22 protein-coding genes are annotated in these 24,660 nt (G+C 33.0%); 16 read left to right on the forward strand and 6 right to left on the reverse strand.

Annotation, left to right across the window (positions count from 1 at the left end):
• Positions 1-249: 249 nt before the first annotated feature.
• Complete coding sequence (locus OA93_RS13060; protein ID WP_039113754.1) at positions 250-2,721, forward strand: AsmA family protein; 2,472 nt, start codon at positions 250-252, stop codon at positions 2,719-2,721.
• Between the two features lie 48 nt (positions 2,722-2,769).
• On the forward strand, positions 2,770-3,555 hold the full coding sequence (locus OA93_RS13065; protein ID WP_039113755.1) for an HNH endonuclease: 786 nt from the start codon (positions 2,770-2,772) through the stop codon (positions 3,553-3,555).
• Between the two features lie 40 nt (positions 3,556-3,595).
• On the opposite strand, the gene OA93_RS13070 is transcribed toward OA93_RS13065, so the two are convergent.
• On the reverse strand, positions 3,596-3,829 hold the full coding sequence (locus OA93_RS13070) for a hypothetical protein (protein ID WP_039113756.1): 234 nt from the start codon (positions 3,827-3,829) through the stop codon (positions 3,596-3,598).
• A 364-nt stretch (positions 3,830-4,193) separates the two neighbouring features.
• Between OA93_RS13070 and OA93_RS13075 the strand changes: the two genes are divergently transcribed.
• The gene (locus tag OA93_RS13075; RefSeq protein WP_035622048.1) at positions 4,194-4,508 is read left to right on the forward strand and encodes an HPF/RaiA family ribosome-associated protein; all 315 of its coding nucleotides are present in this window, start codon (positions 4,194-4,196) and stop codon (positions 4,506-4,508) included.
• Positions 4,509-4,562: 54 nt separating this feature from the next.
• Here the strand turns inward: OA93_RS13075 and OA93_RS13080 are convergent, their stop codons facing one another.
• On the reverse strand, positions 4,563-5,219 hold the full coding sequence (locus OA93_RS13080) for an NAD(P)H-binding protein (RefSeq protein WP_039113758.1): 657 nt from the start codon (positions 5,217-5,219) through the stop codon (positions 4,563-4,565).
• Positions 5,220-5,714: 495 nt separating this feature from the next.
• Here OA93_RS13080 and wrbA point away from each other — a divergent pair, with 495 nt between their 5' ends.
• Entirely contained in the window at positions 5,715-6,881 is a 1,167-nt protein-coding gene (gene wrbA, locus OA93_RS13085) for an NAD(P)H:quinone oxidoreductase (protein WP_039113759.1), read from the forward strand.
• 91 nt (positions 6,882-6,972) lie between these two features.
• On the opposite strand, the gene OA93_RS13090 is transcribed toward wrbA, so the two are convergent.
• A complete protein-coding gene (locus OA93_RS13090; protein ID WP_039113760.1) occupies positions 6,973-7,617 on the reverse strand; it encodes a hypothetical protein in 645 nt (214 codons plus the stop codon).
• Between the two features lie 460 nt (positions 7,618-8,077).
• On the opposite strand from OA93_RS13090, the gene OA93_RS13095 reads away from it, so the two are divergent.
• The 5 genes from OA93_RS13095 to OA93_RS13115 all read left to right on the forward strand — a co-directional run bounded on the left by OA93_RS13095 (position 8,078) and on the right by OA93_RS13115 (position 12,273).
• Positions 8,078-8,569 (forward strand): nuclear transport factor 2 family protein, encoded by a 492-nt coding sequence (locus OA93_RS13095; protein WP_039113762.1) that lies wholly within the window; start codon positions 8,078-8,080, stop codon positions 8,567-8,569.
• Positions 8,570-8,812: 243 nt separating this feature from the next.
• The gene (locus OA93_RS13100) at positions 8,813-10,180 is read left to right on the forward strand and encodes an ammonium transporter (protein WP_039113763.1); all 1,368 of its coding nucleotides are present in this window, start codon (positions 8,813-8,815) and stop codon (positions 10,178-10,180) included.
• Between the two features lie 380 nt (positions 10,181-10,560).
• Entirely contained in the window at positions 10,561-11,238 is a 678-nt protein-coding gene (trmB, locus tag OA93_RS13105; RefSeq protein ID WP_039113764.1) for a tRNA (guanosine(46)-N7)-methyltransferase TrmB, read from the forward strand.
• Between the two features lie 51 nt (positions 11,239-11,289).
• Positions 11,290-11,925 (forward strand): LysE family transporter, encoded by a 636-nt coding sequence (locus OA93_RS13110; protein ID WP_039113766.1) that lies wholly within the window; start codon positions 11,290-11,292, stop codon positions 11,923-11,925.
• A gap of 21 nt (positions 11,926-11,946) precedes the next feature.
• Positions 11,947-12,273: an MGMT family protein gene (locus OA93_RS13115; protein ID WP_039113767.1), complete on the forward strand. Its 327-nt coding sequence runs from the start codon at positions 11,947-11,949 to the stop codon at positions 12,271-12,273.
• Positions 12,274-12,325: 52 nt separating this feature from the next.
• Here OA93_RS13115 and OA93_RS13120 read toward each other — a convergent pair whose 3' ends face one another.
• Together OA93_RS13120 and OA93_RS13125 are read right to left on the reverse strand one after the other, a co-directional pair.
• Positions 12,326-13,651, reverse strand: coding sequence for a HAMP domain-containing sensor histidine kinase (locus OA93_RS13120; protein WP_039113768.1), 1,326 nt, complete (start codon positions 13,649-13,651; stop codon positions 12,326-12,328).
• Positions 13,651-15,000 (reverse strand): sigma-54 dependent transcriptional regulator, encoded by a 1,350-nt coding sequence (locus OA93_RS13125; RefSeq protein WP_039113769.1) that lies wholly within the window; start codon positions 14,998-15,000, stop codon positions 13,651-13,653. The genes OA93_RS13120 and OA93_RS13125 overlap by 1 nt, the downstream gene beginning before the upstream one ends.
• A gap of 159 nt (positions 15,001-15,159) precedes the next feature.
• Between OA93_RS13125 and OA93_RS13130 the strand changes: the two genes are divergently transcribed.
• The 3 genes from OA93_RS13130 (at position 15,160) to OA93_RS13140 (ending at position 19,784) form a co-directional block, all read left to right on the forward strand.
• Positions 15,160-16,407, forward strand: a complete 1,248-nt coding sequence (locus tag OA93_RS13130; RefSeq protein WP_039113770.1) for an efflux RND transporter periplasmic adaptor subunit — start codon at positions 15,160-15,162, stop codon at positions 16,405-16,407.
• A 125-nt stretch (positions 16,408-16,532) separates the two neighbouring features.
• On the forward strand, positions 16,533-17,234 hold the full coding sequence (locus OA93_RS13135; protein WP_039113857.1) for an ABC transporter ATP-binding protein: 702 nt from the start codon (positions 16,533-16,535) through the stop codon (positions 17,232-17,234).
• 120 nt (positions 17,235-17,354) lie between these two features.
• Positions 17,355-19,784 (forward strand): ABC transporter permease, encoded by a 2,430-nt coding sequence (locus tag OA93_RS13140; RefSeq protein ID WP_039113772.1) that lies wholly within the window; start codon positions 17,355-17,357, stop codon positions 19,782-19,784.
• Between the two features lie 87 nt (positions 19,785-19,871).
• Here the strand turns inward: OA93_RS13140 and OA93_RS13145 are convergent, their stop codons facing one another.
• The gene (locus OA93_RS13145) at positions 19,872-21,479 is read right to left on the reverse strand and encodes a L,D-transpeptidase family protein (RefSeq protein ID WP_039113773.1); all 1,608 of its coding nucleotides are present in this window, start codon (positions 21,477-21,479) and stop codon (positions 19,872-19,874) included.
• Positions 21,480-21,905: 426 nt separating this feature from the next.
• Here OA93_RS13145 and OA93_RS13150 point away from each other — a divergent pair, with 426 nt between their 5' ends.
• The 4 genes from OA93_RS13150 to OA93_RS13165 all read left to right on the forward strand — a co-directional run bounded on the left by OA93_RS13150 (position 21,906) and on the right by OA93_RS13165 (position 24,628).
• Positions 21,906-23,036, forward strand: a complete 1,131-nt coding sequence (locus OA93_RS13150) for an Mrp/NBP35 family ATP-binding protein (RefSeq protein WP_039113774.1) — start codon at positions 21,906-21,908, stop codon at positions 23,034-23,036.
• A gap of 175 nt (positions 23,037-23,211) precedes the next feature.
• Positions 23,212-23,451, forward strand: a complete 240-nt coding sequence (locus OA93_RS13155; protein WP_039113776.1) for a NifU family protein — start codon at positions 23,212-23,214, stop codon at positions 23,449-23,451.
• Between the two features lie 314 nt (positions 23,452-23,765).
• On the forward strand, positions 23,766-24,239 hold the full coding sequence (locus OA93_RS13160) for a hypothetical protein (protein ID WP_039113778.1): 474 nt from the start codon (positions 23,766-23,768) through the stop codon (positions 24,237-24,239).
• A 71-nt stretch (positions 24,240-24,310) separates the two neighbouring features.
• Positions 24,311-24,628 carry a 2Fe-2S iron-sulfur cluster-binding protein gene (locus OA93_RS13165; RefSeq protein WP_039113779.1) on the forward strand — a complete coding sequence of 106 codons (318 nt, stop codon included), beginning with the start codon at positions 24,311-24,313 and terminating at the stop codon, positions 24,626-24,628.
• The last annotated feature ends 32 nt before the right edge of the window (positions 24,629-24,660 follow it).

Here is a 24,660-nt window from a genome sequence, read left to right on the forward strand (position 1 = left end):
GAAAAAAGAACAAAAAGGAAATACATTTCTCTCACATAGCTAGCTATGTGTGTTATAGATAAGTGAAACGTCTTTTTATAGAGTGCAAAAACTATGTTTCTATGCGTTAAAATAAATAATACCCAATGAGTAATAATATAATGCCTTTGTAGGACTTGTTTTCTATAAAGGCATTTTTCTGTATAAAAACACTGCTATTTCTTATGATTTTAGATTACCTTTAATATTCCCATCTTAAAATCACTTAGCATGAAACAAATTATTGATAAAATAAAATACTTTGTACAAACAAGTAATTTTAAAAAATATGCCAAACGCATTGGTATTTTCTTCCTAAGTCTTATCGCATTATTACTACTTGCATCGGGAGGATTAGCTTATTATTTTAATCACAACAAGGATAAAATCGTTGTAAAAATAAACGATAAGATAAACGACAACATTAGCGGAACAATCCATATAGGCGATATCCATTATAAATTCCTAACCGGATTTCCAAATCTTACATTAGGGCTAAAAGATGTCGAACTAAAAGACAGTTTGTGGGCAATACATAAACGAACATTTCTTACGGCAAAAGAAATAGAAGTGCGGTTAAATATCTGGAGTTTAGTATCCGATAAAATCGACTTTCATAAAGTCGAAATTAATGATGCCAAACTAGATTTGTACAAAGGACCAAACGGAATAACCAATTCGGACATCTTCAGGAAAAAGCCTAAAAAAGACAAAAAAGAAAGCGGAAAAACCACATTGGTCGATGAAATTAGTATGACCAATGTGTATTTTATTTCCGAGAACAAACCACGAAATAAACTCTTCGATTTTGAAGTAGCCGCACTAAAAGCTAAAATAGATTACGACGGAAGCGATTGGAGCACCAATCTTTTTGTAGATACCAATGTAAAAAGTATGGCTTTTAATACCGAAAAAGGAAGCTTTGCCAAAGACAAACGAATCAGAGGAATTATTGCTGTTACTTATAATACCGACAAAAATAAAATCACGGCCAATGTTGACGGACTCGAAATAGGAGGAGATAAATTTAATGTTAAATCCTATTTTGATGTAGGTAAAACCAGTTCCAATTTTGGTATCGAAATCAAAACCAGAATCCTCTGGAAAAACGCCACCTATTTGCTTGCCAATAATATTAGTTCCAAGTTAAAATGGTATGATTTAAAAAACCCAATCGGTGTAACCTGTACAATCGATGGAGATTTAAATTCCGAAGGCGACCCGAAGATTAATGTAGTAGCCGAAGTTAAAAACAACGAATTACGCATTCCCGACGGATTAATTTCAGATTGCACCTTCAATGGGAAATTCACAAATATACTCAAGGAAGAGTTAGGCTGTTATGATTCCAATTCAGCAGTAATAATACATGGATTTAAAGGAGCGTATAACACAATTCCTTTTGTAATTCCAGATGCAATGATTCATAATTTTGATAAACCAGTTGCAACAGGAATTCTAAATGCCGATTTTGATGTTACAAAACTCAACAATATAATCAATGCCGACTTAATGCGCTTTTCCAACGGTCAAGCCAAAGTCAATTTTAAATTCGAATGTGATATAGTCGATTTATACTTCCGAAAACCAAAATTCATAGGAAGCGTTCGGGTTGCAAACACCAGTTTAAAATATATTCCTAAAGGGCTTACTTTCGAGAAAACTGATATTCAGCTAGACTTTACCGAACAGGCATTGGTAATTAAAAAATTTGCATTCAAGGATCGTCGTAATACTGTTTTTGTAGAAGGAAGAGTCGATAATTTCCTGAATCTGTATTATGATGCACCAGAAAAAATGCTTGTAGATTGGAAAATTTATAGTCCAAGTATTGATATAAAACAATTTCTGGGAGTTATTGCTGCAACCCAAAAAAATAAGCAAGTCAGTAAAAAGCCAGCAAATCATCAGAGTTTTTCAGATCAGCTTCATACCGTAATAAATAAATGTCAAGTAGTCTTACAGCTTAATATGGATAAGCTTGTTTATGCCAAACTAGCGGCGACAAATGCAAAAGCAACTATTAGGTTAACAAATTCTAATGTAACCGTACAAAACGGATTCTTGCAAACCGCAGGAGGAACAATTGCTTTCTCGGCTGTATTAAACCCAAATGGGAATAAGTATAATTTTAAATCAGATGCAGAGGTTACCAATGTAGATATTACAAAGTTCTTAACCTCATTCAATAATTTTGATATTAAATCATTTGACGCCAAAGACATTAAAGGAAAGCTAACATCCAAAGCAAGTGTTGCCGGAATAATGGATTCCAAAGGAGACTTAATTAAAAATTCTGTGACAGGTAATGTCAATTTCAAAGTCAATAATGGGGCTTTAATTAATTTTGAACCAATTGTAAAAATCGGGAAATTTGCATTTCCGTTTCGTGATGTAAAGAATATTACGTTTAGCAATTTATCTGGCGATGTTATCTTGAGAGGGCAGAATATAGATGTGAATAGTTTAAGAGTAAGTTCAAGCGTTCTTAATTTTGACGTTGCCGGAATCTATTCCCTAGGTCATGAAACCAATTTAGCCCTGACGATTCCACTCCGAAACTCTAAAAATGATGTAAAACTAGCTTCCAAAGCCGAGCGAGATGCCGTTCGTAACCGAGGAATCGTTTTACATTTATTAGCCGTCGATGATGGCGGAAAAATTAAAATTAAATGGGGAAAGAAAGAAGAAAAGAATAAGTAGGGTTTATTTTAAATATTTATATTTGAACGTAATCTTCTAAATAATAATATGGCATCAATAAGACTTTGGACTCGTGAAGAACTAATACTTACATTTAATTTATACTTAAAAATTCCTTTTGGGAAAATGCATAGTAGAAATAAGGATATTATTGACTTAGCTAGTCTTATTGATAGAACACCAGACTCAATATCCTTTAGATTGGGAAATTTTGCAAGTGTAGACCCATTTCATATTAACAGAGGAATTGGTGGCTTGAAAAACGGGATGAATCAAGTTAAGCCTATTTGGGATGAGTTTTTCAATAACCAAGAAGAATTAATTTTTTTAAGTGAACAAATTCTTGCTCAAAAAGAGAACACTTCAATTGAAAAGAAATTTGAAGATGTACTTTTTGATATAAAAGACTTAAAAGGACAAGATGTTATTAGAGCAGTAAAGACGAGAGTAAATCAATCTGCTTTTAGGCAAATGGTTTTGTCTAATTATAATTATAAATGCGCAATCACAGGAATTGATATTCCTGAACTTTTGTTAGCTAGTCATATAATGCCTTGGTCTAAAAGTGAAGAGCATCGATTAAATCCTGAAAATGGAATTTGTTTTTCTGCACTTTACGATAAAGCTTTTGACAAAGGATTAATCGGAATAAATACGAACCATGAAATAATGTTTTCTGATTCAATCAAAAAGAAAAAAGAAACTGAATTTTACATTAGATATTTTTCTTCACTTGAAAATCAAAAAATTAATGTTGCTCAAAAATATTTACCTAGAAAAGAATTCCTTGAATATCATTTAGACACAATTTTCAACAAACAAATAATCTTATAAACTTGAAAAGCCACTATTACAGTGGCTTTTCATCTTTTAATTATTCAACATCCAAATAAGGATTTAAAGTTTCAGCTAATTCATTTAACCAATAAAAACCATTTTCAAGGCTTATTTTATCAAATTTCACTGTTTCTGATTCTCGCATTAGGCTTAAAGCAAGTATGTAATTTACTTGTCTAATTGTTTTTGCCATACTTATTGGGTCGATTGATTTGTTGAAGAAATCGGTCAACCGCAATTGGGTTTCTTTTGTAAGTGTGTTTGTACTCATAATCTTAAAGTTTAGGGAAATATAAAACCCGTATAGGTTAGCTGTCCTACGCCTTTAAGAGCGTTGCGGTTGTTTCCAATACCGCCAGCATACCACACGGGCAAAAGTTTTGTCAAGTACATAATCTTAAAGTTTAGGATTGCAAAGATACCAAAAAACACTTGCGATTAGTACAGTTTCTTTATCAATCTAAAAAGTTATGGATAATTTTGGGTTGCTTATGGTCGCTGGACTTCGACTTCGCTCAGTCTGACAAAAAGCATCAAAAATAGCCTCAATTATTTTCATAATGTTTTATTAACTTATTCGTTTCTTAATTCAATTTTTGATAGCTTTGAGAAACAAACATTAAACATATAGTAAGATGAAAATTCAAATCAACACCGACAAAAACATTGATGGACACGAAAGATTAGAAGCTTATTTCTCTGGAGAATTAGAAAAGTCTTTAGCACGTTTTGATAACAAAATTACTCGTATCGAAGTGCATTTTGGAGATGAAAACGGAGAGAAATTCAGCGTAAACGATAAAAAGTGTGTGATTGAAGTTCGTCCAGTAAAACTACAACCTATTACAGTTACTGACCACGCCGATACGCTTGAAAAAGCTTTCCAAGGTGCTTTAGGTAAAATCAAAAAATCACTTACTACTACTTTCGAAAAAATGAAAGAGTATTAATCTAAATACTAATAAATGTAAAAGGCATTATCTAATTTGAGATAATGCCTTTTTTTATTTTAGTAAAGTAGTCATTTCTTCCCAATGCAATATTTTGATTTTGTCGTTGCTGTTATTAGCAGCGTTAACCATTGCCTTGGCTATATCACTTGCTTCAATACCTTTGTATTTACTTAGGTTTCCTATGAATAACGGATTGATTAATTTAAATATTTCTATGAATATTTTTTCCAGAGGTCGGCTTTCTTTTCTGTTTCCTAAAATCATCGAAGGGCGAACGATATAAGTATGGTCAAAATTCAAGTTAATAATATCTTGTTCCGTTTCTCCTTTTGTTTTAACGTAAAAAACCGATGAACTTGAGCTTGCTCCAACGGCAGAAACTAAAAAGACAGATTTTGCTCCATTTTCTTTAGCTAGTTTTGCTGCCAATACAGGATAATCATGGTCTATTTGGTAATAGATTTTTTTGTCAGGCGTTTTCTTTTGTGTAGTTCCTAGGGCAATGTAAACTTCGTCTATGGCGATATCTTTAACGACATTGGGTAAAGATTGAAAATCACCAATAAGAGTTTTTAGTTTTGGATGTTTAATGTCTAACTCTTTCCGAACAACGATTATTATCTGTTCGTAATTAGTATTACTCAATAAGTTTTCGAGAATATAAGAACCAACTAATCCGCTTGCTCCATAAACAATTGCTTTTTTCATGACATTGAGTGATTTGTTTTGTGTAAGTTAGAAATTTTTGCCACAGATTTCACAGATTAGAATGATTAATCTTTTTTAATCCCTTAATCTGTGGCAAAAAAATAACTCTCTAGCTTTTATATAAAGCTCCAGCAACATAACTATATGTTTATAAGGGTTTGTATTTTTGTTTCACGCAGATTTTGCAGATTGAGCTGATTTTTTTCTAATCTAGAGCTCCAGCAAAGCGACATATGATTTTTACCACGATTCGATATGTCAGCCCGATGGGGGTTCTGTTGGTGTGTGTTTTTGATTTTCTTGTACATGACTCTTTGTGGAACTCTGCAGATTCTTTGTGAATCTCTGTGAAACCCCAAAAAATAAAATTAAGATAATAATAACTCTTTTCGCTATTGTAAAAAGTAATTTTGCAGTCCCAAAAAACTAGTTCTTTATGAAAAGAAAAGGAACTTGATTTGGGTTATCAAATAATAAATCATTTAAAATAAATTCATGAAAAATCAACTACTCGCATTCTTAACCGCAGTTCTTATAGGTTTTGGTGTAAATGCGCAAGTAAAATCATCAGAAACTAATGTTCTGGTTCTTATTCATTCTCAAAATGGAGGAACATATAAAATGGCGAAAGCTATGGCAGAGGGAATCCAAGAATATCCAAATACAAAAGCGACAATAAAACGTGTTGCTTCTATTAATTCGAAAGAAAAATTGAATGCTGAGGTTGAGAAATTACCAATAGCAACTATTGAGGAATTAGCAAATTATGATGGAATCGCATTCGGGAGTCCAGTTCATTTTGCTAATATAAGTGCCGATATGAACTACTTTTTCAGCAAGAGTATTCCGCTTTGGACTTCAAGAGCTTTAGAGGGAAAACCAGCAACTGTTTTTATGTCAGCAGGATCAGGTGCAGGAAAAGAAGCAGCAATATTATCTTTTTGGAATATCCTTGCTTCCCACGGAATGGTAATTGTACCTACAGGAATTATGGGTACAGCTACGTTGGATAAATCAGTTCCTCAAGGAAATACTCCTTTTGGAGCAACTTCATTGGCCGGTTCTGTTGGTGCACGACCATCTGCCAGCGAATTGAATTTAGCTAAAGAACAAGGAAAAGCCTTGGCAAGAGTGGCTTCGGGATTAAAAAATACAGAAAGTGCAAAAGAGGTAAAAACAACTTTGGTAGAAAGTAAAGGGAATATCGATGTCAATAAAACATTAAAAGATAATAATATTGTGCTTCCAGAAGCTCCTAAACCAGTTGGGAACTATGTGCCTTATACAATTTCGAACAATAAAGTATACATTAATCAGGTAGCTTTAAAAGATGGTAAAATATTAAATCCAGGTAAAGTTGGCGCAACGGTTACAGAGGAGCAAGCTAAAGAAGCAACTTATCAGACGATGCTTAATGTTATTGCAGTTTTAAAAGAAGCTTGTGGTGGTGATTTGAATAAAGTAAAGCAATGCGTTCAGTTAACAGGATATTTTAATACAACTCCAGATTATACACAACACGCAGGGATTATGAACTCAGCTTCTAATTTAACGGCATTGGTTTTTGGAGAAAAAGGAAAACATGCAAGAGCTACAATTGGAGCGGCTTCGTTACCAATAAACTCGGTTGTGGAAATTCAAGCTATTTTTGAAATAGAATAAAGTATCTCCTATACTAAAAAAACAAAAACCCGAATACATTCTGAATGTATTCGGGTTTTTATTTTATGTTAATCGAACGAATTCGTTGGTTTTATGATTTTGGTAATGCTGCACCAACAGCAATATCGCAACGGTGCCCTTCTTGTCCGTGTGGTGGATTCATTCCAGGAGCAGTTACAGCATAATTAGTTGAACCTGCTGGAGGAGGAGGTACAGTTACTTGCTGACTAACGGTGCCCGATGCAGGTTGTGCAGTAGTAGTTTGTGTTGTAGTTGTTTTTGCAGCTGCAGAATTTAATGGTGCTCCAACAGCAATATCACAACGATGTCCTGCTTGTCCGTGAGGAGGATTCATTCCTTTAGGAGTTTTAGTTGTTGGCTGTGGTGTAGTATTTGTAACTACGGCAGTTGTAGGTGCGGCTTGCGTTTGTGTTGTAACTTGTTGTACAGGCTGAGAAGAAGGTGAATTTAAAGGCGCTCCAACTGCAACATCGCAACGATGACCAGGTTGCCCGTGTGCAGGATTAACTCCTCCTGTAGCGCCCATTACTGTATTTGGGTTTGCAGCAGGTGCTGGGGTTTGAACTGTCGAATTTGCTTTGGTAGTATCTTGTGCTAATCCTAATTTTACCAATTCTGAGGCTGGTGTACTTTCCTGAGGTTCTAATTCTTTTTTGCAAGAAATAAAAAGGATTGAGGAAATAACTAACGAACTTATAAGGATTTTCGGATTCATGGTTGCATAATTTTAAAGTTCTCAAATATACTCGTTTTTGATTGATTTTTGTAGTCCATATTTGTTAAAAGGGGTTTTTAGCTTGCCTTTTTACCGCAATGGGAGGCGGATGATACGGATTTACAAAAGTAAAGACGCGGATTGAAAACGGATTTTAAAAAATAATTCAAACCTCGAACCGTCGGAAAGGGAGAAAATCCGTTTAATCTGTGTTTTCGCTTTAGCGAATCTGTTTAATCCGCGTTCCTTTGGCAAAGAGTTGGAGAAACTTTGCGGTTAAATTATCGCCACAGATTAAAAGGATTAGACAGATTTCAAAACTTTGCGTTCTTTGCGTAAATCTTTGCACTCTTTGCGGTTAATTTTTTTCTGTCACAGATTTCTCGAATTAGCACAAATTTTATGCATTTTGCGGTAAATTCTCTATATTTCTGCTTTAAAAAACAAATAACCATATACCATGAAAAAATCAATCTTATTGCTGTTATTCATTACTTCTTTTGCGCAAGCACAAACATCTGATAAAGATAAAATTAATAAAACGCTTGACGCTTGGCATAAAGCTGCAGCCGATGCTAGTTTTGAACCGTACTTCGCTTTAATGGCCGATGACGCTATTTTTATTGGAACTGACGCTACAGAAAATTGGAACAAAGCCGATTTTAAAGTTTGGGCGAAGCCATTTTTTGATAAAGGGAAAGCTTGGAATTTTACAGCATTAGAACGTCACATCTTTTTTGATGCAACTGGAAAAACAGCTTGGTTTGATGAATTACTTGATACACAAATGAAAATTTGCCGTGGATCTGGAGTTATGGTAAAAGTAGGAAAAGAATGGAAAGTAAAGCACTATGTTTTGTCTATGACTGTTCCAAACCACAATGTAGATGAAGTTGTTAAAATAAAAGCACCATTAGAGGATGTTATAATTACTAAACTTAAGAAAAAGTAAGTAAAGACTTTGTTTTTAGTCTTTTAAAAGTTGAGGTTTCAATTTCGTTATAATATAATTGGCAAATTCATAACTTAATTGGAACCTCAAAATGGTATACTCTCAAAAAAGAGTGCTGAAAAATGCAATATCGATGATAATTTAATGTTAAGTGCTATTTTTTTAACCCTTGAAAATTAAAAGATTCATTTTTTTATAACTTTGACCCCTATAAAAATAGGGTTAAAGTAAAGTATTTTAAAAATGAAAATAGAAAAGCGCTGGATTATATCCTTTATTGTTATAAGTATTGTGTGTATAACGGGTGCATTTTGGCCAGCTGTTAACAGTACAGATTATATTCTTTCGGAATTTGGAACTACAGAACAAATTGTTCCTGCCGATGTTGCCTGGATGCTTACTTCTTGTTGCTTGGTTCTGATTATGACGCCTGGACTTTCCTTTTTTTATGGCGGAATGGTTGGGAAAAAGAATGTGATTTCGACCATGCTCCAAAGTTTTATCTGCCTTGGTGTAGTAACACTTTTATGGGTTGTACTTGGTTTTAGTCTTGCTTTTGGTGAACCAATAGGAATTCATTCGGGAGGAAATTTTTATAGTTTCGTAGGTAATCCAACTACGTTTGCTTTTATGGATTATGTGGGTGTTTTGCCTCACAAACAATTAGCAAATACAGTTCCGTTTATGTTGTTTGCATTATTCCAGATGAAGTTTGCAGTTATAGCGCCAGCGATAATTACAGGTTCATTTGCCGAACGAGTTCGATTTATTTCCTATCTGCTTTTTATATGTTTGTTCACGATATTTATCTACGCGCCTTTATGCCACGCAGTTTGGTATCCTACAGGAATTTTAGGAACTTATTTTGGCGTTAAAGATTTTGCAGGAGGAACAGTAGTACATATGAGTGCAGGTTTTGCAGCACTGGCAGGAGTACTAGTTTTAGGAAAAAGAAAAAATAGCCGACATATACCAACCAATATTCCGTTTGTATTATTAGGAACAGGAATGTTATGGTTTGGTTGGTTTGGCTTTAATGCAGGTTCAGCTTTGGCAGCTAATGGTGTTGCGGCAATGGCTTTTGCTACGACAACGACAGCATCTGCGGCAGCGATGTTAACTTGGGTGTTTTATGATAGAATCAACGGACGTAAGGTTTCTGCTTTAGGAGCTTGTATCGGTGCTGTTGTAGGATTGGTTTCGATTACGCCAGCTGCGGGATTTGTGTCTGTACCAGAAAGTATGTTCTTTGGATTTAGTGCTGCTTTGGTTTCGAACATGGTTGTAAATGCTAATTTCTTAAAGAAGATTGATGATACATTAGATGTTTTTGCCTGCCATGGAGTTGGCGGAATTATGGGAATGATTCTTACTGCAATATTTGCACATGGCGATAAAGCGAGTTTGCTTCATGGCGGATGGATGGTTTTTGCACACCATATGATGGCTTTAGTTCTGGTTTCGATATTTACTTTTTTCGGAGCTTATCTTTTATTTAAACTTACCAATGTAATTATCCCAATGCGAGTGTCAGAGGAGTCTGAACACATTGGGTTAGATTTATCGCAACATGACGAAACTCTAGAGCCTAAAATAAAAACGGCTAATTAAAATTGGCTAATTAAAATTGGCTATAAAGAAACACGGATTTAACCGCAAAGGTCGCAATCCCGAAGCGTCGGGATACGCAAAGGGCACGAAGCTTTTAAAATTTGTGGTAGAAAGATTAACCGCGAAGAGCGCAAGGGTTTACGCAAAGGGCGCAAAGTTTTAAAATTTGTGCTAATTTGAGTAATTTGTGGTAGAAAAATTAACCGCAAAGTTCGCAAAGGAATACGCAAAGAACGCAAAGTTTAGTTCTCTTTTATACAGAAAACCACACTCAATATTTTGGTGGAAAAAAGCTATTAGAGATGGTTTTTTTCATTTTTGAAATCCGATGCCATTCATTCGTATATATTCCTTAATTTTGCCGAAATATTTGTAAAAAAGTGGGAAGTAAAAATAAACTAAAGAGATTCAAGGAAAACGAAACATTTGATAACGTTTTTCAACCAACGAGAGAAGAAGTTGTAGGCGATTTATTTCCGCATAAAGGGAAATGGAACAAAGACTTCTTTAAGAATGATAATCCGTTGGTACTTGAACTAGGTTGTGGAAAAGGAGAGTATTCTGTAGGATTGGCTGAAAGATATCCAAATAAAAACTTTATTGGAATCGATATTAAAGGGGCTCGTTTTTGGCGAGGTGCCAAAACTGCTGTTGAAACAGGATTACATAACGTTGCTTTTATTCGTACTCAAATCGAATTAATCAACCATATTTTTGCTGAGAATGAAGTAGATGAAATCTGGATTACTTTTCCAGATCCGCAAATAAAATACAAACGTACTAAACACCGTATGACCAATTCGGAATTTTTACAATTGTATAAAAAAATCCTTAAGAAAGATGGTGTTGTAAACTTAAAGACTGATAGCGAATTTATGCACGGTTATACACTAGGATTGTTGCATGGTGAAGGCCATGAGGTTTTATATGCCAATCATAATGTGTATGTAAATGAAGGAAGCCCAGAAGAGGTTACTGCTTTTCAGACATTTTACGAGAAACAATATTTAGAAATTAATAAGGCAATTACGTATATTCGTTTTAAAATTAAAGCGTAGTTTTCTCTTTAATTCCAGTTTCCCCATTCTTTAATACATGATTCGCAGCGCATGACATTTATTATTCCTTTGCTTTTAGGCTTTATTACGGCTTTTATTGGTATTATTCCGCCAGGATTAATCAACATGACGGCAGCCAAAGTGAACTTAAAAGAAGGGAAAAAGAATGCGTTATGGTTTGTTGCCGGAGCAGTACTTATTATATTCTGTCAGGTATATTTGGCGATTTTGTCGGCTAGGATTATTGATCAACGACCAGATGTTGTCATTTTATTACGAGAAATTGGCTTTGGAATTTTTGCAGTCTTAACGGTTTACTTTCTGTGGATTGCAAAAGAGCCAAAAAAGAAAAAAAACAAGATTAAAAATCAGAGCAAGAAAAGCCGTTTCTTTTTAGGAATGCTACTTTCTGCACTTAATTTTTTTCCAATCCCATATTACGTTTTTGTCAGTGTTACGCTGGCTTCTTATAAATTATTTTTATTCGAAAACCATTTTATATCCGTGTTTGTAGCAGGATCAGTTTTGGGATCGTTTACCGTTTTTTACTGTTATATCGCTTTTTTTCAGAAGATAGAACAGAAAACTGATTACATACTTAAGAACATGAATATCATTATCGGAAGCATTACAGGAGTAATTTCGATAATCACACTTTTTAATATCATACGATATTATTTCGCTTAATTTTTACTTGAAAATAAAGCCATGGCAGAAGATAATTTTTTCGAAAGGGTTTATGTGATTGCAAGACAGATTCCGTATGGGAAAGTTACCTCGTATGGCGCTATTGCAAAAGCATTGGGTACGGCACGTTCAGCAAGAATGGTTGGTTGGGCAATGAATGCGTGCCATAATATGGATGATGTTCCTGCGCATCGTGTGGTAAACAGAAAAGGTTTACTTAGCGGTAAGCATCATTTTGATGGTACAAACCTAATGCAACAATTACTTGAAAACGAAGGAATAGAGGTTAAAGACAATCAGGTTGTAGATTTCGAAAAACATTTTTGGCAACCAGAAATAGAATTATAGATTCTGTAATCTTTGTCAAAGTTCGAACTTTGACAAAGATAAAACGACAAACTTAAATCAGGCAAATAACAAAATTAGTTCTGTTTTCATCGGTTTGGTAGCTTAAATAACCTCCGTGAGCCTCGATAATATTCTTAGAAAGCGTAAGTCCGATTCCCGCACCCTCTTTTCGGGTTGTGAAAAAAGGAAGGAATATTTTATCTCTTATTTCAGGTTCAATTCCTTTTCCTGTGTCAGAAATTGTGATAAAAAAACGATTGTTTTCAGTCAGAGTCGATAAGTATATTCTCTTTTCCTGTTTTTCTTTCAATGCAAAAATACTATTGGTAATCAAGTTGATGATAACCTGTTCTATTTGGCTTTTATCAATTAGGATAGAACGCGAACTATTAATGTTGTTTATCAGTTCAATACCTTGTTCTTTTAAGATTGGTGCCATAACCTTTAAGCAATCTTCAAAAAGAGCATTAATCGATACCGGTTTTTTGTCTGGTGTAGGAAGCATGGCTAGTTTTCGGTAGTTTTCTACAAAAATTTGCAAATGGTCGCTTCGGTTTATAATAGTCGAAATGCTACTTTTTATATCATCAAAATCATCTTCTTCTAATTTTTCCTGATCTATTATCTGAAGTAAATTTTGCGAAAGCGAACGAATTGGCGTCAACGAATTCATCAGCTCATGCGAAATTATTTTCATTAAAGTAATCCAGGCTTCTTTTTCTTTTTTATCAATTACACGCTGAATACTATCTAATAAAATGATGAAATATTCTTTGTTTAATGATTTTGTTAATGAAGTCTGAAGCATGAAAGTTTGTAAATCCTGTTGCTCGATTTTGACATCAATAGCAGTTTTTAATTCGCTAAATTGGGTATTCTCAATTTCTTCGCAAAGTGATGGAAGATAATTTTTAAGATAATTCCAATGGCTTACCTTAGGAACCGCAAATGTGCTAGAGAAACAATCATTCATTAGGAATATATTCCAATTGTCATTGTCTTTTTCCAGAATTAAAATAGCAGTGTCGATATTGTTTAAAATAGAGCGATAAATTAACTCTTTGGATGTTTGTTCCTGTTGCTTTTCTTTTAATGTATCATACAAAAGCGAGAGATTTTTAAAACTGCCTTTTCTTTGTTCTTCAGGAAAGTTGGTTGAGTAATCATTCTGAAGAATAGAAAGAATGGTTTTGTCGTAAAAACTCATTTTACTTTTGATGAAAAAATACATTTCAGCCAAAGCAATAATAACTACAGCAGCTACTAAAATGCTATTATAGTATAATCCCTTTTGCGCAAGATATAATGAAGAAAAAAGAATTATTATGACAATAAAAACACGTAAAAATAAGGCGTTATAAAATTTCCAGTTTTTCATTATTCGATATTTTTTAAACCGTATTTTTCAATTCTTCTGTATAAAGAAGCTCTTGATAATCCTAGTTCTTCGGCTGTTTTACTAATGTTTCCGTTGTTTTTAAGTAAAGATTTCTCTACAGCACTCTTTTCTATCTCTGATAAAGGATTTTCGTCATTAATCTGGAAATCTTCAAAATCCAGGATGTCGAGATCAGTTATAGTAATGGTGTTGTTTTCGGATAGGATTAAAGCTCTTTCAATCTTATTTTCCATTTCGCGAACGTTACCTTTCCAAGGATATTTTTCCAGATGTTTGGCAACATTGCTATCGAAAGTTAAATCGGTTTGATTGTATTTTTCTCCAATTTCGTTAAGGAGGAATTCAGCCATTGGCACAATATCATCTTTTCGTTCTCGTAAAGATGGCAAAGTGATTTCCATAGTGTTGATTCGGTATAGCAAATCTTCGCGGAATGTTTTGTTTTTTACTTCGGCTTTTATATCACTATTTGTAGCGGAAATTATCCTTACGTTTAGTGGTCTTGCTTTGCTTTCGCCTAAGCGTGTTACTGATTTTGTTTGTAAAACATGTAGTAGTTTCGATTGTAAATGCAACGGAATATTCCCAATTTCGTCCAGAAAAATAGTTCCGCTGGTTGCAGCTTCAAAACGTCCCGGAGTATCCGTTTTAGCATCGGTAAAGGCACCTTTGGCATAGCCAAATAATTCACTTTCGAATAAATTATCACTTAAGGAACCTAAATCGACATGTACAAAAGGTTTGTCTTTTCGTTGCGAGTTTTGATGAATATGTTGTGCGAAGACAAATTTACCAGTTCCGTTTTCTCCTAAAATAAGTACGTTAGCATCAGTTTTGGCAACCTTTTCGGCAATAGAATAAGCTTGTTTTATTTTGGCTGAAGTTCCAGTGAAATATTTCTTTTCTTCGGGTTTTGCAATTACTTTTTTAGATTTTTTTCGGCTTTCTTCAACAGCATTGTCTATTGTTGCTAGTAATTTTTCATTGTTCCAAGGTTTCAGAACGTAATCAAAAGCGCCAATTTTTATGCCTTCTACAGCAGTTTCTATTTTGCCAAAAGCAGTCATTAAAATAACGATTGTTTGTGGAGATAACGTTTTGATTTCTTTGAGCCAATGTATTCCTTCGCGTCCATCTTCAAATCCAATGCGATAATTCATGTCTAATAAAACAACATCAATGGGGTTTTCGGACAAAAGCGAGATGATTTTTTTTGGATCGTTTGTGGTAAAAATGGATTCGAAATGCTTTTTCAGAATCATTTTTACCGAAAAAAGAATTTCTTCCTGATCATCAACAACTAGTATATTGGCTTGTTTTTTTCGCATGAGCTATTTTTTTGTTCGATTGTGAACGGTCAACTGTTCATTATCGAACACTACTTTTTTTTGGTGGTTTTGAAACTGCTATATAAATCAATGCTTTATGAATTATAATTCTTTTGGCACAATATTTACCTATTGGTTATCAGTAAATTATTAGAACACATGGATAAAGTAATTCCTCGTAAAAGTAAAAAAATTAGGTATCTGACAATAGGAATAGTAGCTTTTTTAGCTTTGGCAATTGTAGTATTTTTTTCTTTCAATAAAAAAAGAAGTCTGAATGTAAAGGGAGACGAATTAATCGTAAAGAAAGTTGAGATGGCTTTCTTTGAAGATTTTATGGTTTTTCAGGCTAAAGTAGAACCTCTTAATGTGATGTTGGTTAACGTAACCGAAGGGGGTTCGGTTAAAGAGATTTTTGTTGAGAACGGAGCTACAGTTGTAAAAGGGCAGCCTTTGGCAAGATTGTACAATCCGAATACGGAACTTAATTACCTTACACAGGAAACAGCAATTATCGAACAGATAAATAATCTAAATACGGGTAAGTTAAACATTAGAAATCAAGAGTTGAATTTGACTAAAGATTTAGTTGCAATAGAACACGATTATAATGATGCAAAAAGATTGTATGATATGAACTCTAAATTATATGAAAAAGATGTAATCTCAAGAAATGATTGGAATACATTTAAGGAGAGTTTGCGTTTTCAGGATGAACGAAGAAAAACGATTCAGCAAAGTATCCAGAAGGAGAAGCAAACGAATCAATTGCAAATTTCACAAATTAATCGTTCGATTCAGACCATGGAAATGAGTTTGGATATTTTGAGAAACAACAAGAAAAACTTTTTGATAACTGCACCTGAATCAGGAAGACTTACTTCTTTTCAGCCCGTTTTAGGAAAGACTTTTCAGGCGGGAGAAAGCATAGGGAGAATAGATTCTAAACAAGGTTATAAATTAATGGCCGAAGTAGATGAGTTTTATTTGGAGAAAATGCGAGAAGGTTTAAAAGGAGAAATCGAATATCAGGGAAAAATCCTAAATGTGCTTGTAACCAAAGTAATTCCTGAGGTAAAAGGTGGTCGTTTTTCTATTGAATTGAATTTTGATCCAAAAGAAAAAATAGTTTTGCAAGACGGATTAAGTTTTGGTGTGAAATTAATTTTATCCGAAAGAAATAAAATTCTTGTTTTATCTAAAGGAGCCTTTAATCAGGAAACAGCAGGAAAATGGATTTTTGTCGTTAACGGAAATAAAGCAGAGAAAAGAGTAATTAAATTGGGAAGAGAAAATCCGGCATATTATGAGGTTCTTGGAGGATTAAAAGAAGGAGAATCGGTAATAACATCTTCTTATTTAGATTATAAAGATGTAGAGGAATTGTCGATTAGTAGTAAGCAATAGTGTTCAGTAGCAGTAACAGTTTTTAGTTTACGTTTTACAATTCACATTTCACATTTCACAAAAGAATAATGTTTCAATCATCAATCAAAAAATCACAATCAACAACACAATTAATATTTAAAAATATGATAACAATACAAGATTTAACTAGAGTTTTTAGAACAGAAGAAGTAGAAACTGCAGCATTAAGTGGTATTAATTTGAAAATAAAAAAAGGAGATTTTTTAACTATAATGGGGCCTTCTGGTTGTGGTAAATCTACTTTGCTTAATATAATCGGACTTTTAGATAGTGCCAGTGGTGGAAGTTATAAATTACTAGATAACGAAATGATTGGTCTTAAGGAAAAAGGCAGAGCTAATGTTCGTAAAGAAAATATCGGTTTTATTTTTCAGAATTTTAATCTTATCGATGAGCTTTCTGTTTATGATAATATAGAGTTGCCATTAATTTATAATAATGTAAAGGCATCTGATAGAAAGCAGAAAGTGGAGGCAATTGCCGAAAAACTTAATATTTCTCATCGATTAAAACATTTTCCGCAACAGCTTTCTGGAGGACAACAACAACGTGTTGCTGTAGCAAGAGCTTTAGTTAATGATCCAAAAATCATTTTGGCCGATGAGCCAACTGGAAATTTAGATAGTAAAAACGGAAATGAGGTTATGGAACTTTTAACCGATTTGCATGCCAAAGGTGCAACGATACTTATGGTAACGCATTCGGATTACGACGCATCTTTCTCGCAAAAAACAATCCATATGAAAGATGGGGTTATTTTTTCGGAAAGATTAAATCAAAGAAATGTAGATGTTTTTAAAGTATAGGAGTCATGATAAATTTGATAACAATAGTAATTATAGAGATAGTAGAGTTTTGTAAAACACTTTTTTTATAAAATAGTACTCAAACTAACCAAACCAAATTATAATTAAAAAATTAAGATAATGATACTTAACTGGATAAAAATATTTATTTACCATTTAAAGCAAAACAAACTGTTTTCGTTTTTAAATGTTTTAGGATTAAGCATAGGAATTGCAGGTGTTATTTTTGCGATTTTATATTGGAACAATGAGAACTCTTATGATCAGTGGAATCCCGAAAAAGAGAATGTATATCAGGTTCTTAATAAAATAGGTGCAACAGGAGATATCTGGGCTTCGAGTTCTATTCCTTTTGCAAAGACATGTAAAGCTACAATTCCTGAAATAGAATCTATCTGTTATATTGATAGTTGGTATTATGATGATGTGATTAAGTCTGACGGTCAAAAATGGATTGGTAAAAAAATATTAGTTGCCGATGGTGATTTTTTTGAATCCTTTCCATTTCCAATTATTAAAGGAGCTAAAAAAGATATTCTGAAAGAGAAAAATAGTGCAGCCATATCTGAAGATGAGGCTAAAAAGATTTTTAAAAATGAAGATCCTATTGGTAAAACCATTACAAATGATGATAAATCGTATATCATTAAAGCGGTTTATAAAGTTATCAAGCCATCGTCTATTGAACCTAATTATGTTTTTGGCGGACTTTTAAAGGAAAATGATGAGGGTAGTTGGGGGAACTTTAATTATGGATTGTTTGTAAAACTAAAAAAAGGAGCAGACGCAGCAAGTGTTTTAAAGAAAATGCAAAATGTGAATTTTGTAAATAGAACGCTGAAAGATGCTAAAGGAAGTGGGCAAACTGTTGAAGAGTACATTAAAGAAAATGGAGAAACGGAAGTTATCTTAGATCAGTTAAAATTAGGGCGACTTCATGGTACAAAATCCACCGCAGGAAGTAGTTATCCTGAAGGAAAAGGAAATTTACAGTTGTTGTACATTATGGTAGGATTATCTATTCTTATTCTTGCTTTGTCTTTGGTAAACTACATTAATCTGGCAACAGCATCGGCAATTAAGAGAGCTAAAGAAGTTGGTGTACGAAAAATTGTAGGAGCTAATAAATCGCAAATTGTGTCTCAGTTTATATTAGAAACAGCAATAATTGTTGTTCTGGCGATTCTTTTTGCATTGGCAATCGTAGAGCTTTCTTTGCCTTTTTATAATGAGTTTTTAGATAAAAACTTAACTATGAATGGGACTGAGTTTTACCTACAAATCATTATTATTTTTGTTATTGTAATCGTTCTTGCCGGAATATTTCCTGCAGTTTATATCGCTAATTTCGAAACGTTGAAGGTTTTAAAGGGGAATTTCTCCAGAAGTAAAAGCGGAATCTGGATACGAAATTCGATGTTGATTTTTCAGTTTACCATTGCAGCATTCTTTATTATTGGTGCGCTGATTGTGTATTCTCAGGTAAATTACATGATGAATAAAGACTTAGGTTTTAGCGGAGATCAGGTTCTTAAGATTTCTTTTAATCATAAAAATCGTGAAAAAAGATTAGAAAAGTATTTTACAACAAAACAAGAATTACTAAAAATAGAAGGCGTTCAGAACGTTTCGACTTTTGCAGGTTCTTTTGGTAACGGGACTAATTCTAGTTCAGGCTTTACACACAAAGGAGTTTTTGTACAGCCTCGTAATGTTGATATGGATTTTGGTTTTCTTGAAATGATGAAAATTAAAATTGTTCAAGGGCGTGATTTATCGCCTAAATATGCATCGGATACGGTAAGTAACTGGTTGATAAATGAAACTTGTGCTAAGATGTTAAATCTTAAAAATCCGATAAATACAATAATCAGTTCAGGTTGGGGGAATGAAAAAGGGAATATGAAATTTAAAATTGTAGGTGTAGTAAAAGATTTTCATATTACAGGATTACAAAACAAGGTTCCGCCAATGATTTTTATTAGTATTAAAACATTGAAATGGAATAATTTTAATAACGTGTTTGTAAAGGTAAACCCGAAAGATCTTGCCACAACTATTCCGAAGTTAGAAGCATATTGGAAAAAGAACATCAATGCTGATTTTCCTTTTTCTTATGAATTTGTAGATAAAAGTTTTGCAAAAACATATAGCGAACAGGTAAAACAGAAGAATTTGTTTTTTGTACTTAATATTGTTGTGATTGTAATTGCTATTTTTGGATTGTTTGCATTAGCATCATTTTCGATGGAAAGAAGATTAAAAGAAATTGCTATCAGAAAAACACTTGGTGCAGAAACAGACGCTTTACTTAAAGAATTGTCGAAACAATATGTTGGATTTTGTTTGCTAGGCTTTGTAATCGGAATATTTCCAGCTTATATTTTGCTTAACAAATGGCTGGAGAATTTTGCCTTTAGGATAGATGTACCAGTCTTGCCATTTATTGTTGCATTGTTTGTGTTACTTTTCTTAACTTTGGTAATTGTTTTGGCAAAAGCATATCAAGTAACAAAAATCGATATTCTTAAATATCTTAAATACGAATAATTAATCTGAGCAATTAATTAAAATTGAGTTTTGGTTCCAGACCCGACAAGCGATTAGCTAGTCGGGTCTTTTTATATAGAACCTTTTTTATTGTTCAACGATAGAATCTGAATAAAGTAATTTGTCTAGTTTTTGATCTCTGTCATATACATCTGGGTAAAAACCAATTTCTCCATCTTCGTTTACCCAAGCGGTAAAATAGCCAATATAGATTGGGATTTTGGTTTTTAATTTACAAGGCGTTTCTTTTTTACCACTCATTGCTTGGTCTATTTTGTCAACTGGCCAGTCAGGGTCATCTTTTAAAATTGCAAGTGCCAGCCCTTTAGCTTCTTTTACGTTTATACAGCCGTGACTAAAAGTGCGTTTTTCAAATTCAAACAAACTTTTGGCTGGAGTATCATGTAAATAGATATCATTGGGGTTTGGAAACATAAACTTAACTAATCCTAGAGAGTTTTGAGGTCCGGGTTTTTGTCTTACATTGCCTCCGTTCCATTCCATATTATGATCAGCCAAATAGTTTTTATCCCTGGCTATTTCAGATTTTAATTCATTTTTAATGATGCTCTGCGGAACATACCAGTATGGGCTAAATACAATTCTGTCCATATTACCACTAAAAATTACTGTTTCGGTCATACGTGTTCCCACAAAAACATCTGATACTAATTCGTATTTACCATTTTTAACATAAACTAGCTTGAAAGACGGGATATTCACCATTATGTATTCACTCGCCTGTACTAAATCTGTAGGGATCCATCGACAACGTTCCATGTTTAGCATTATCGTTTTGATTCTTTTAGCAATAGGTTCATTCATTTGATTGATGTGCTGTAGAGTCAAAGCATAGTTTAATTTAAGACCATATCTTTTTTTATACTTTAAAACGGCGTCCATCATCTCTTGATCATAGACTTCTCTATTAGAATTTTGTGCTAAATCTCCAACTACAAATAAACGCTCTCTAATTTGTTTTATAACAGTACCACTATCAAGCGGTCTTATATCTTTGAAATTGGCGCTATCGATATCTATTTTTGTCCATAAATTGTTTTTTTCGATTGTTCGGTATTTTTTTAAAACCACCTTAAGCTTGTAATATTGTGCAAATAAAAGGTTCTCGTCTTTGTTTAATCGGCCGGGATCTACCATTAGAGAATCTAGTATTTTTGTGTACGAAACGCTTTTGGCAGGTAAAAACCAACCAATCTTTTTTAAAGTTGCAGGGTCAACACCAGAATAGACATTGCTTGCGTAAAAGACATACATATTAGATAGTAAAAGTTCTGTGTCTATCTGAGGGAGTTTATTGGATACATTTTCATTAAAAACATCATTTACCAAATCCATATAAGGCATTGTAGCTTTGATGCCATCACGGTCATTTAATAATTGTACTTTATGATACAATAAAAATCCAAATTCGGTAATGTTCTTGTCATCATACCAAATTGAATTATATTCTTTCTTTTTATAAAGATCTAAAACGTCACTTTGGTATTTTTTTAATTTTGGATATTTTTTGTAAAACTCGTTAATTAACTCAGGGGCAATAGAGGTTTTGGATACAAAAACGTTCTCTAAAGCGATTGTTTTGTTTTTTGCATTGATTTCTTTAGATGAAGATTTAAAAGAAACCATTAAAAAACTAATAACAATGATTACAGATGATAAAGTAAAATTCCGCATATTTTTAGATTTAAATTTAAAAATAGAATTCGATTGAAAAACATATAAAAAATATTTATAATTTTCTTAAAATCAAGTTTTTAAGTTCTATTTGCGTAGTAGGAAGTATAAGTTTGAGGTACTCAAATATAGTTAGTATTATTGATACTTATGGTGTATTATCCTAAAAAAAACATCTCAAAACTTGTATATTTTAATTGAAAAAGCATTTTAAGATTGTAATCGGGACAAAAATATTGTTTGTGTTTTTGTGTCTAAAAAGCGAATGTTAACAGTTAGAATCATTTTGAGTAATCTCAATATCAATAAATACAATTTAAAAGAGTTTGAATCTTAACTTAATCAGTTATCTTTGTAATCTAAAATCGGTTTAAATTAATATAGTTTTTGAAGCGATTATTGTCAATAGAAAATAGTAAAGTTAAAATGAAATTAGACAGAAAAGAAATCCTTAAAGCTTTAGAAACGATTACTATAGCTGGTGAAGGTAAGAATATGGTTGAAAGCGGAGCAGTAGCAAACGTTATTACTTTTGGTGATGAAGTTGTAGTAGATTTAGTTTTGCATACTCCTGCAATGCACATAAAAAAACGTGCTGAAGACGATATTAAAAAAACAATACTTGAGTTAGTTTCTCCAGAAGCTAAAATTAAAGTAAATATTAAAGTTGAAACTCCGGAGAAAAACGAAATTAAAGGTCGTGCAATTCCAGGAATTAAAAATATTATTGCTGTAGCCTCTGGAAAGGGAGGAGTTGGTAAATCGACTGTTACAGCAAACTTAGCTGTAACATTAGCTAAAATGGGTTTTGCAGTTGGAGTTTTAGATGCCGATATTTATGGACCATCTATGCCAATTATGTTTGATGTAGAAGCAGAAAAGCCTGTTTCGATATTAGTTGACGGAAAGTCAAAAATGAAACCTATTGAAAGTTATGAAGTTAAAATACTTTCTATAGGATTTTTTACAGCGCCCAGTCAGGCAGTAATCTGGAGAGGACCAATGGCTTCTAAAGCTTTGAATCAAATGATTTTTGATGCTGATTGGGGAGAATTAGATTTCATGTTAATTGATTTACCTCCAGGAACAGGAGATATTCATCTTTCAATCATGCAGTCACTTCCTATAACTGGAGCAGTTGTAGTAAGTACTCCACAGGCAGTAGCTTTGGCTGATGCTAAAAAAGGAGTTTCGATGTTTATGCAAGATAACATCAATGTACCAGTTTTAGGAATTATAGAAAATATGGCGTACTTTACACCTGAAGAGTTGCCTGATAATAAATATTATATCTTTGGTAAAGAAGGTGCTAAGAACTTAGCTGAAGATTTAGGAGTTCCGTTTTTAGGAGAAGTTCCAATTGTACAGTCTATTCGTGAAGCAGGGGATTATGGTCGTCCGGCAGCTTTGCAAACAGCATCGGCAATCGAAACTGTTTTTGAAGAAATTACTAGAAACGTAGTACAGGAAGTAGTAAGTCGTAACGAAAGTTTGCCTGCTACCGAAGCAATAAAAATTACAACAATGGCAGGATGTTCTGCAGTAAAGAAAAAATAAATTAGATAATTGAGATAATGATTCAAATTAGATAATTAGGAAATTAGATAATTAGATAATTGTAGTTTGTGTAAAAACGAAGCATTTATGCTTCAATCTGTACAGTCTTTAATTATCTAATTATCTAATTGACACATTCTCTAATCGACACATTCTCTAATTGAATATAAAAATTATGACAACAGAAGAATTAACAAGCAATGTTTTAAAGGCGCTAGATGAAATCAGACCGTTTCTGAATTCAGATGGAGGTGATATAACATTAGTTTCTATAGAAGATGATAAACACGTTAAGGTTCGCCTTGAAGGAGCGTGTACAAGTTGTAGTGTAAATCAAATGACGCTTAAAGCAGGAGTTGAAACTACAATTAAAAAGTTTGCACCGCAGATCGAAACTGTGGTTAACATTATGTAATTATAGCGATTTGCTATGGTGAGAAATATTTGTTTTTTGTGAATTAAACAAAATTATTACTAATGCTAATTAAAATTTTTTAGTATTTGTTTAGATAATTTGGATGCTGAATGTTGTATTGTTAAAAATGCGCTTGTTTTGTTTTTGAATTTAAATTTATTAATAAGAAAATAGTGTTAAAATTAGCAAATATTCAGAAAAATAACTTAATAAAGTAATTTTGACAAAAAAAAGTGTTAAGAATTAGGGGTTTTGCAATGGTATTTAATATAAATTTAACTTAAATTTGCCATATAACCTCAAACCTTACATTTATGAATAATTTTTACAAGCTAATTGTTTTGTTGCTTTTTACTTCTGCCACCTATGGTCAGCAGGCTACAGATAATCTATATGTTGATAAAGCATGGGTGAATGAATTCGAAGAATGGTCAGATTTTAAATTTACAGGTCAGATTATTATTTCACCGACACCTGAAGAAGGAAGTCTGAGAATTGCAAATTATGATTTTTTGTATGATTTTTCAGAAGGAAGAGCCAAATTTTCAAACAGACAAAGTTACGCAACTGCTGAGTTTTCTCATCCAAGAAAAATTAAAACTACTACGGATAAGCAAGGTATTGTGAATTCAACTTATGAAGGAACATTAATCTTTCAGAATGGGAATGATTATTATTCAGTTATTGCAGTGGTTACTATATTAGATAAAGGAAATATTATAGGCTTAAAAATGCACTTAAAGGATAATTTAAAAGAATATGCATTTAGTTTTAAACCTAGCAATTAGTATTTTGTAAAAGATAATGTATTTTTGCTATCTGAAAATGCGTTAATAATCAAAATTCCGATAAGTTAAAAATGGATGTATTAATAAAGATTAAAGATAGAGAGGGAGTTGTTCATGAACTACAAGCTCCAACTGATATGGCAATGAATGTAATGGAGTTGTGTAAAGCTTATGAGCTTCCTGTAGAAGGAACTTGTGGCGGAATGGCAATGTGTGCTTCTTGTCAGTGTTACGTGCTAAATGATGTTGAGTTACCAGAAATGGGAGACGAAGAAGAAGCAATGCTTTCGGAGGCGTTTTACGTTATGTCTAATAGTCGTTTAGGATGTCAGATTCCTATCACAGAAGGTTTAGAAGGTTTGGAACTGGAATTAGCTCCAGAATATTAATATAAAGTATAAAGCGAGAAATTTTTCTCGCT

It is taken from the genome of Flavobacterium sp. KMS, assembly GCF_000813005.1.
Classification (GTDB): domain Bacteria; phylum Bacteroidota; class Bacteroidia; order Flavobacteriales; family Flavobacteriaceae; genus Flavobacterium.

Bases quoted from the DNA above. Each gene is read 5' to 3' on its own strand.
- OA93_RS13115 (WP_039113767.1), top strand. From the start codon at position 11,947: ATGGCAGAAGATAATTTTTTCGAAAGGGTTTATGTGATTGCAAGACAG.
- OA93_RS13090 (WP_039113760.1), bottom strand. From the start codon at position 7,617: ATGAATCCGAAAATCCTTATAAGTTCGTTAGTTATTTCCTCAATCCTT.
- OA93_RS13150 (WP_039113774.1), top strand. From the start codon at position 21,906: ATGAAATTAGACAGAAAAGAAATCCTTAAAGCTTTAGAAACGATTACT.
- OA93_RS13130 (WP_039113770.1), top strand. From the start codon at position 15,160: ATGGATAAAGTAATTCCTCGTAAAAGTAAAAAAATTAGGTATCTGACA.
- OA93_RS13160 (WP_039113778.1), top strand. From the start codon at position 23,766: ATGAATAATTTTTACAAGCTAATTGTTTTGTTGCTTTTTACTTCTGCC.
- OA93_RS13080 (WP_039113758.1), bottom strand. From the start codon at position 5,219: ATGAAAAAAGCAATTGTTTATGGAGCAAGCGGATTAGTTGGTTCTTAT.
- OA93_RS13120 (WP_039113768.1), bottom strand. From the start codon at position 13,651: ATGAAAAACTGGAAATTTTATAACGCCTTATTTTTACGTGTTTTTATT.
- OA93_RS13095 (WP_039113762.1), top strand. From the start codon at position 8,078: ATGAAAAAATCAATCTTATTGCTGTTATTCATTACTTCTTTTGCGCAA.
- OA93_RS13060 (WP_039113754.1), top strand. From the start codon at position 250: ATGAAACAAATTATTGATAAAATAAAATACTTTGTACAAACAAGTAAT.
- OA93_RS13140 (WP_039113772.1), top strand. From the start codon at position 17,355: ATGATACTTAACTGGATAAAAATATTTATTTACCATTTAAAGCAAAAC.
- OA93_RS13155 (WP_039113776.1), top strand. From the start codon at position 23,212: ATGACAACAGAAGAATTAACAAGCAATGTTTTAAAGGCGCTAGATGAA.
- OA93_RS13165 (WP_039113779.1), top strand. From the start codon at position 24,311: ATGGATGTATTAATAAAGATTAAAGATAGAGAGGGAGTTGTTCATGAA.
- wrbA (WP_039113759.1), top strand. From the start codon at position 5,715: ATGAAAAATCAACTACTCGCATTCTTAACCGCAGTTCTTATAGGTTTT.
- OA93_RS13145 (WP_039113773.1), bottom strand. From the start codon at position 21,479: ATGCGGAATTTTACTTTATCATCTGTAATCATTGTTATTAGTTTTTTA.
- OA93_RS13110 (WP_039113766.1), top strand. From the start codon at position 11,290: ATGACATTTATTATTCCTTTGCTTTTAGGCTTTATTACGGCTTTTATT.
- OA93_RS13075 (WP_035622048.1), top strand. From the start codon at position 4,194: ATGAAAATTCAAATCAACACCGACAAAAACATTGATGGACACGAAAGA.
- OA93_RS13125 (WP_039113769.1), bottom strand. From the start codon at position 15,000: ATGCGAAAAAAACAAGCCAATATACTAGTTGTTGATGATCAGGAAGAA.
- OA93_RS13065 (WP_039113755.1), top strand. From the start codon at position 2,770: ATGGCATCAATAAGACTTTGGACTCGTGAAGAACTAATACTTACATTT.
- OA93_RS13100 (WP_039113763.1), top strand. From the start codon at position 8,813: ATGAAAATAGAAAAGCGCTGGATTATATCCTTTATTGTTATAAGTATT.
- OA93_RS13135 (WP_039113857.1), top strand. From the start codon at position 16,533: ATGATAACAATACAAGATTTAACTAGAGTTTTTAGAACAGAAGAAGTA.
- OA93_RS13070 (WP_039113756.1), bottom strand. From the start codon at position 3,829: ATGAGTACAAACACACTTACAAAAGAAACCCAATTGCGGTTGACCGAT.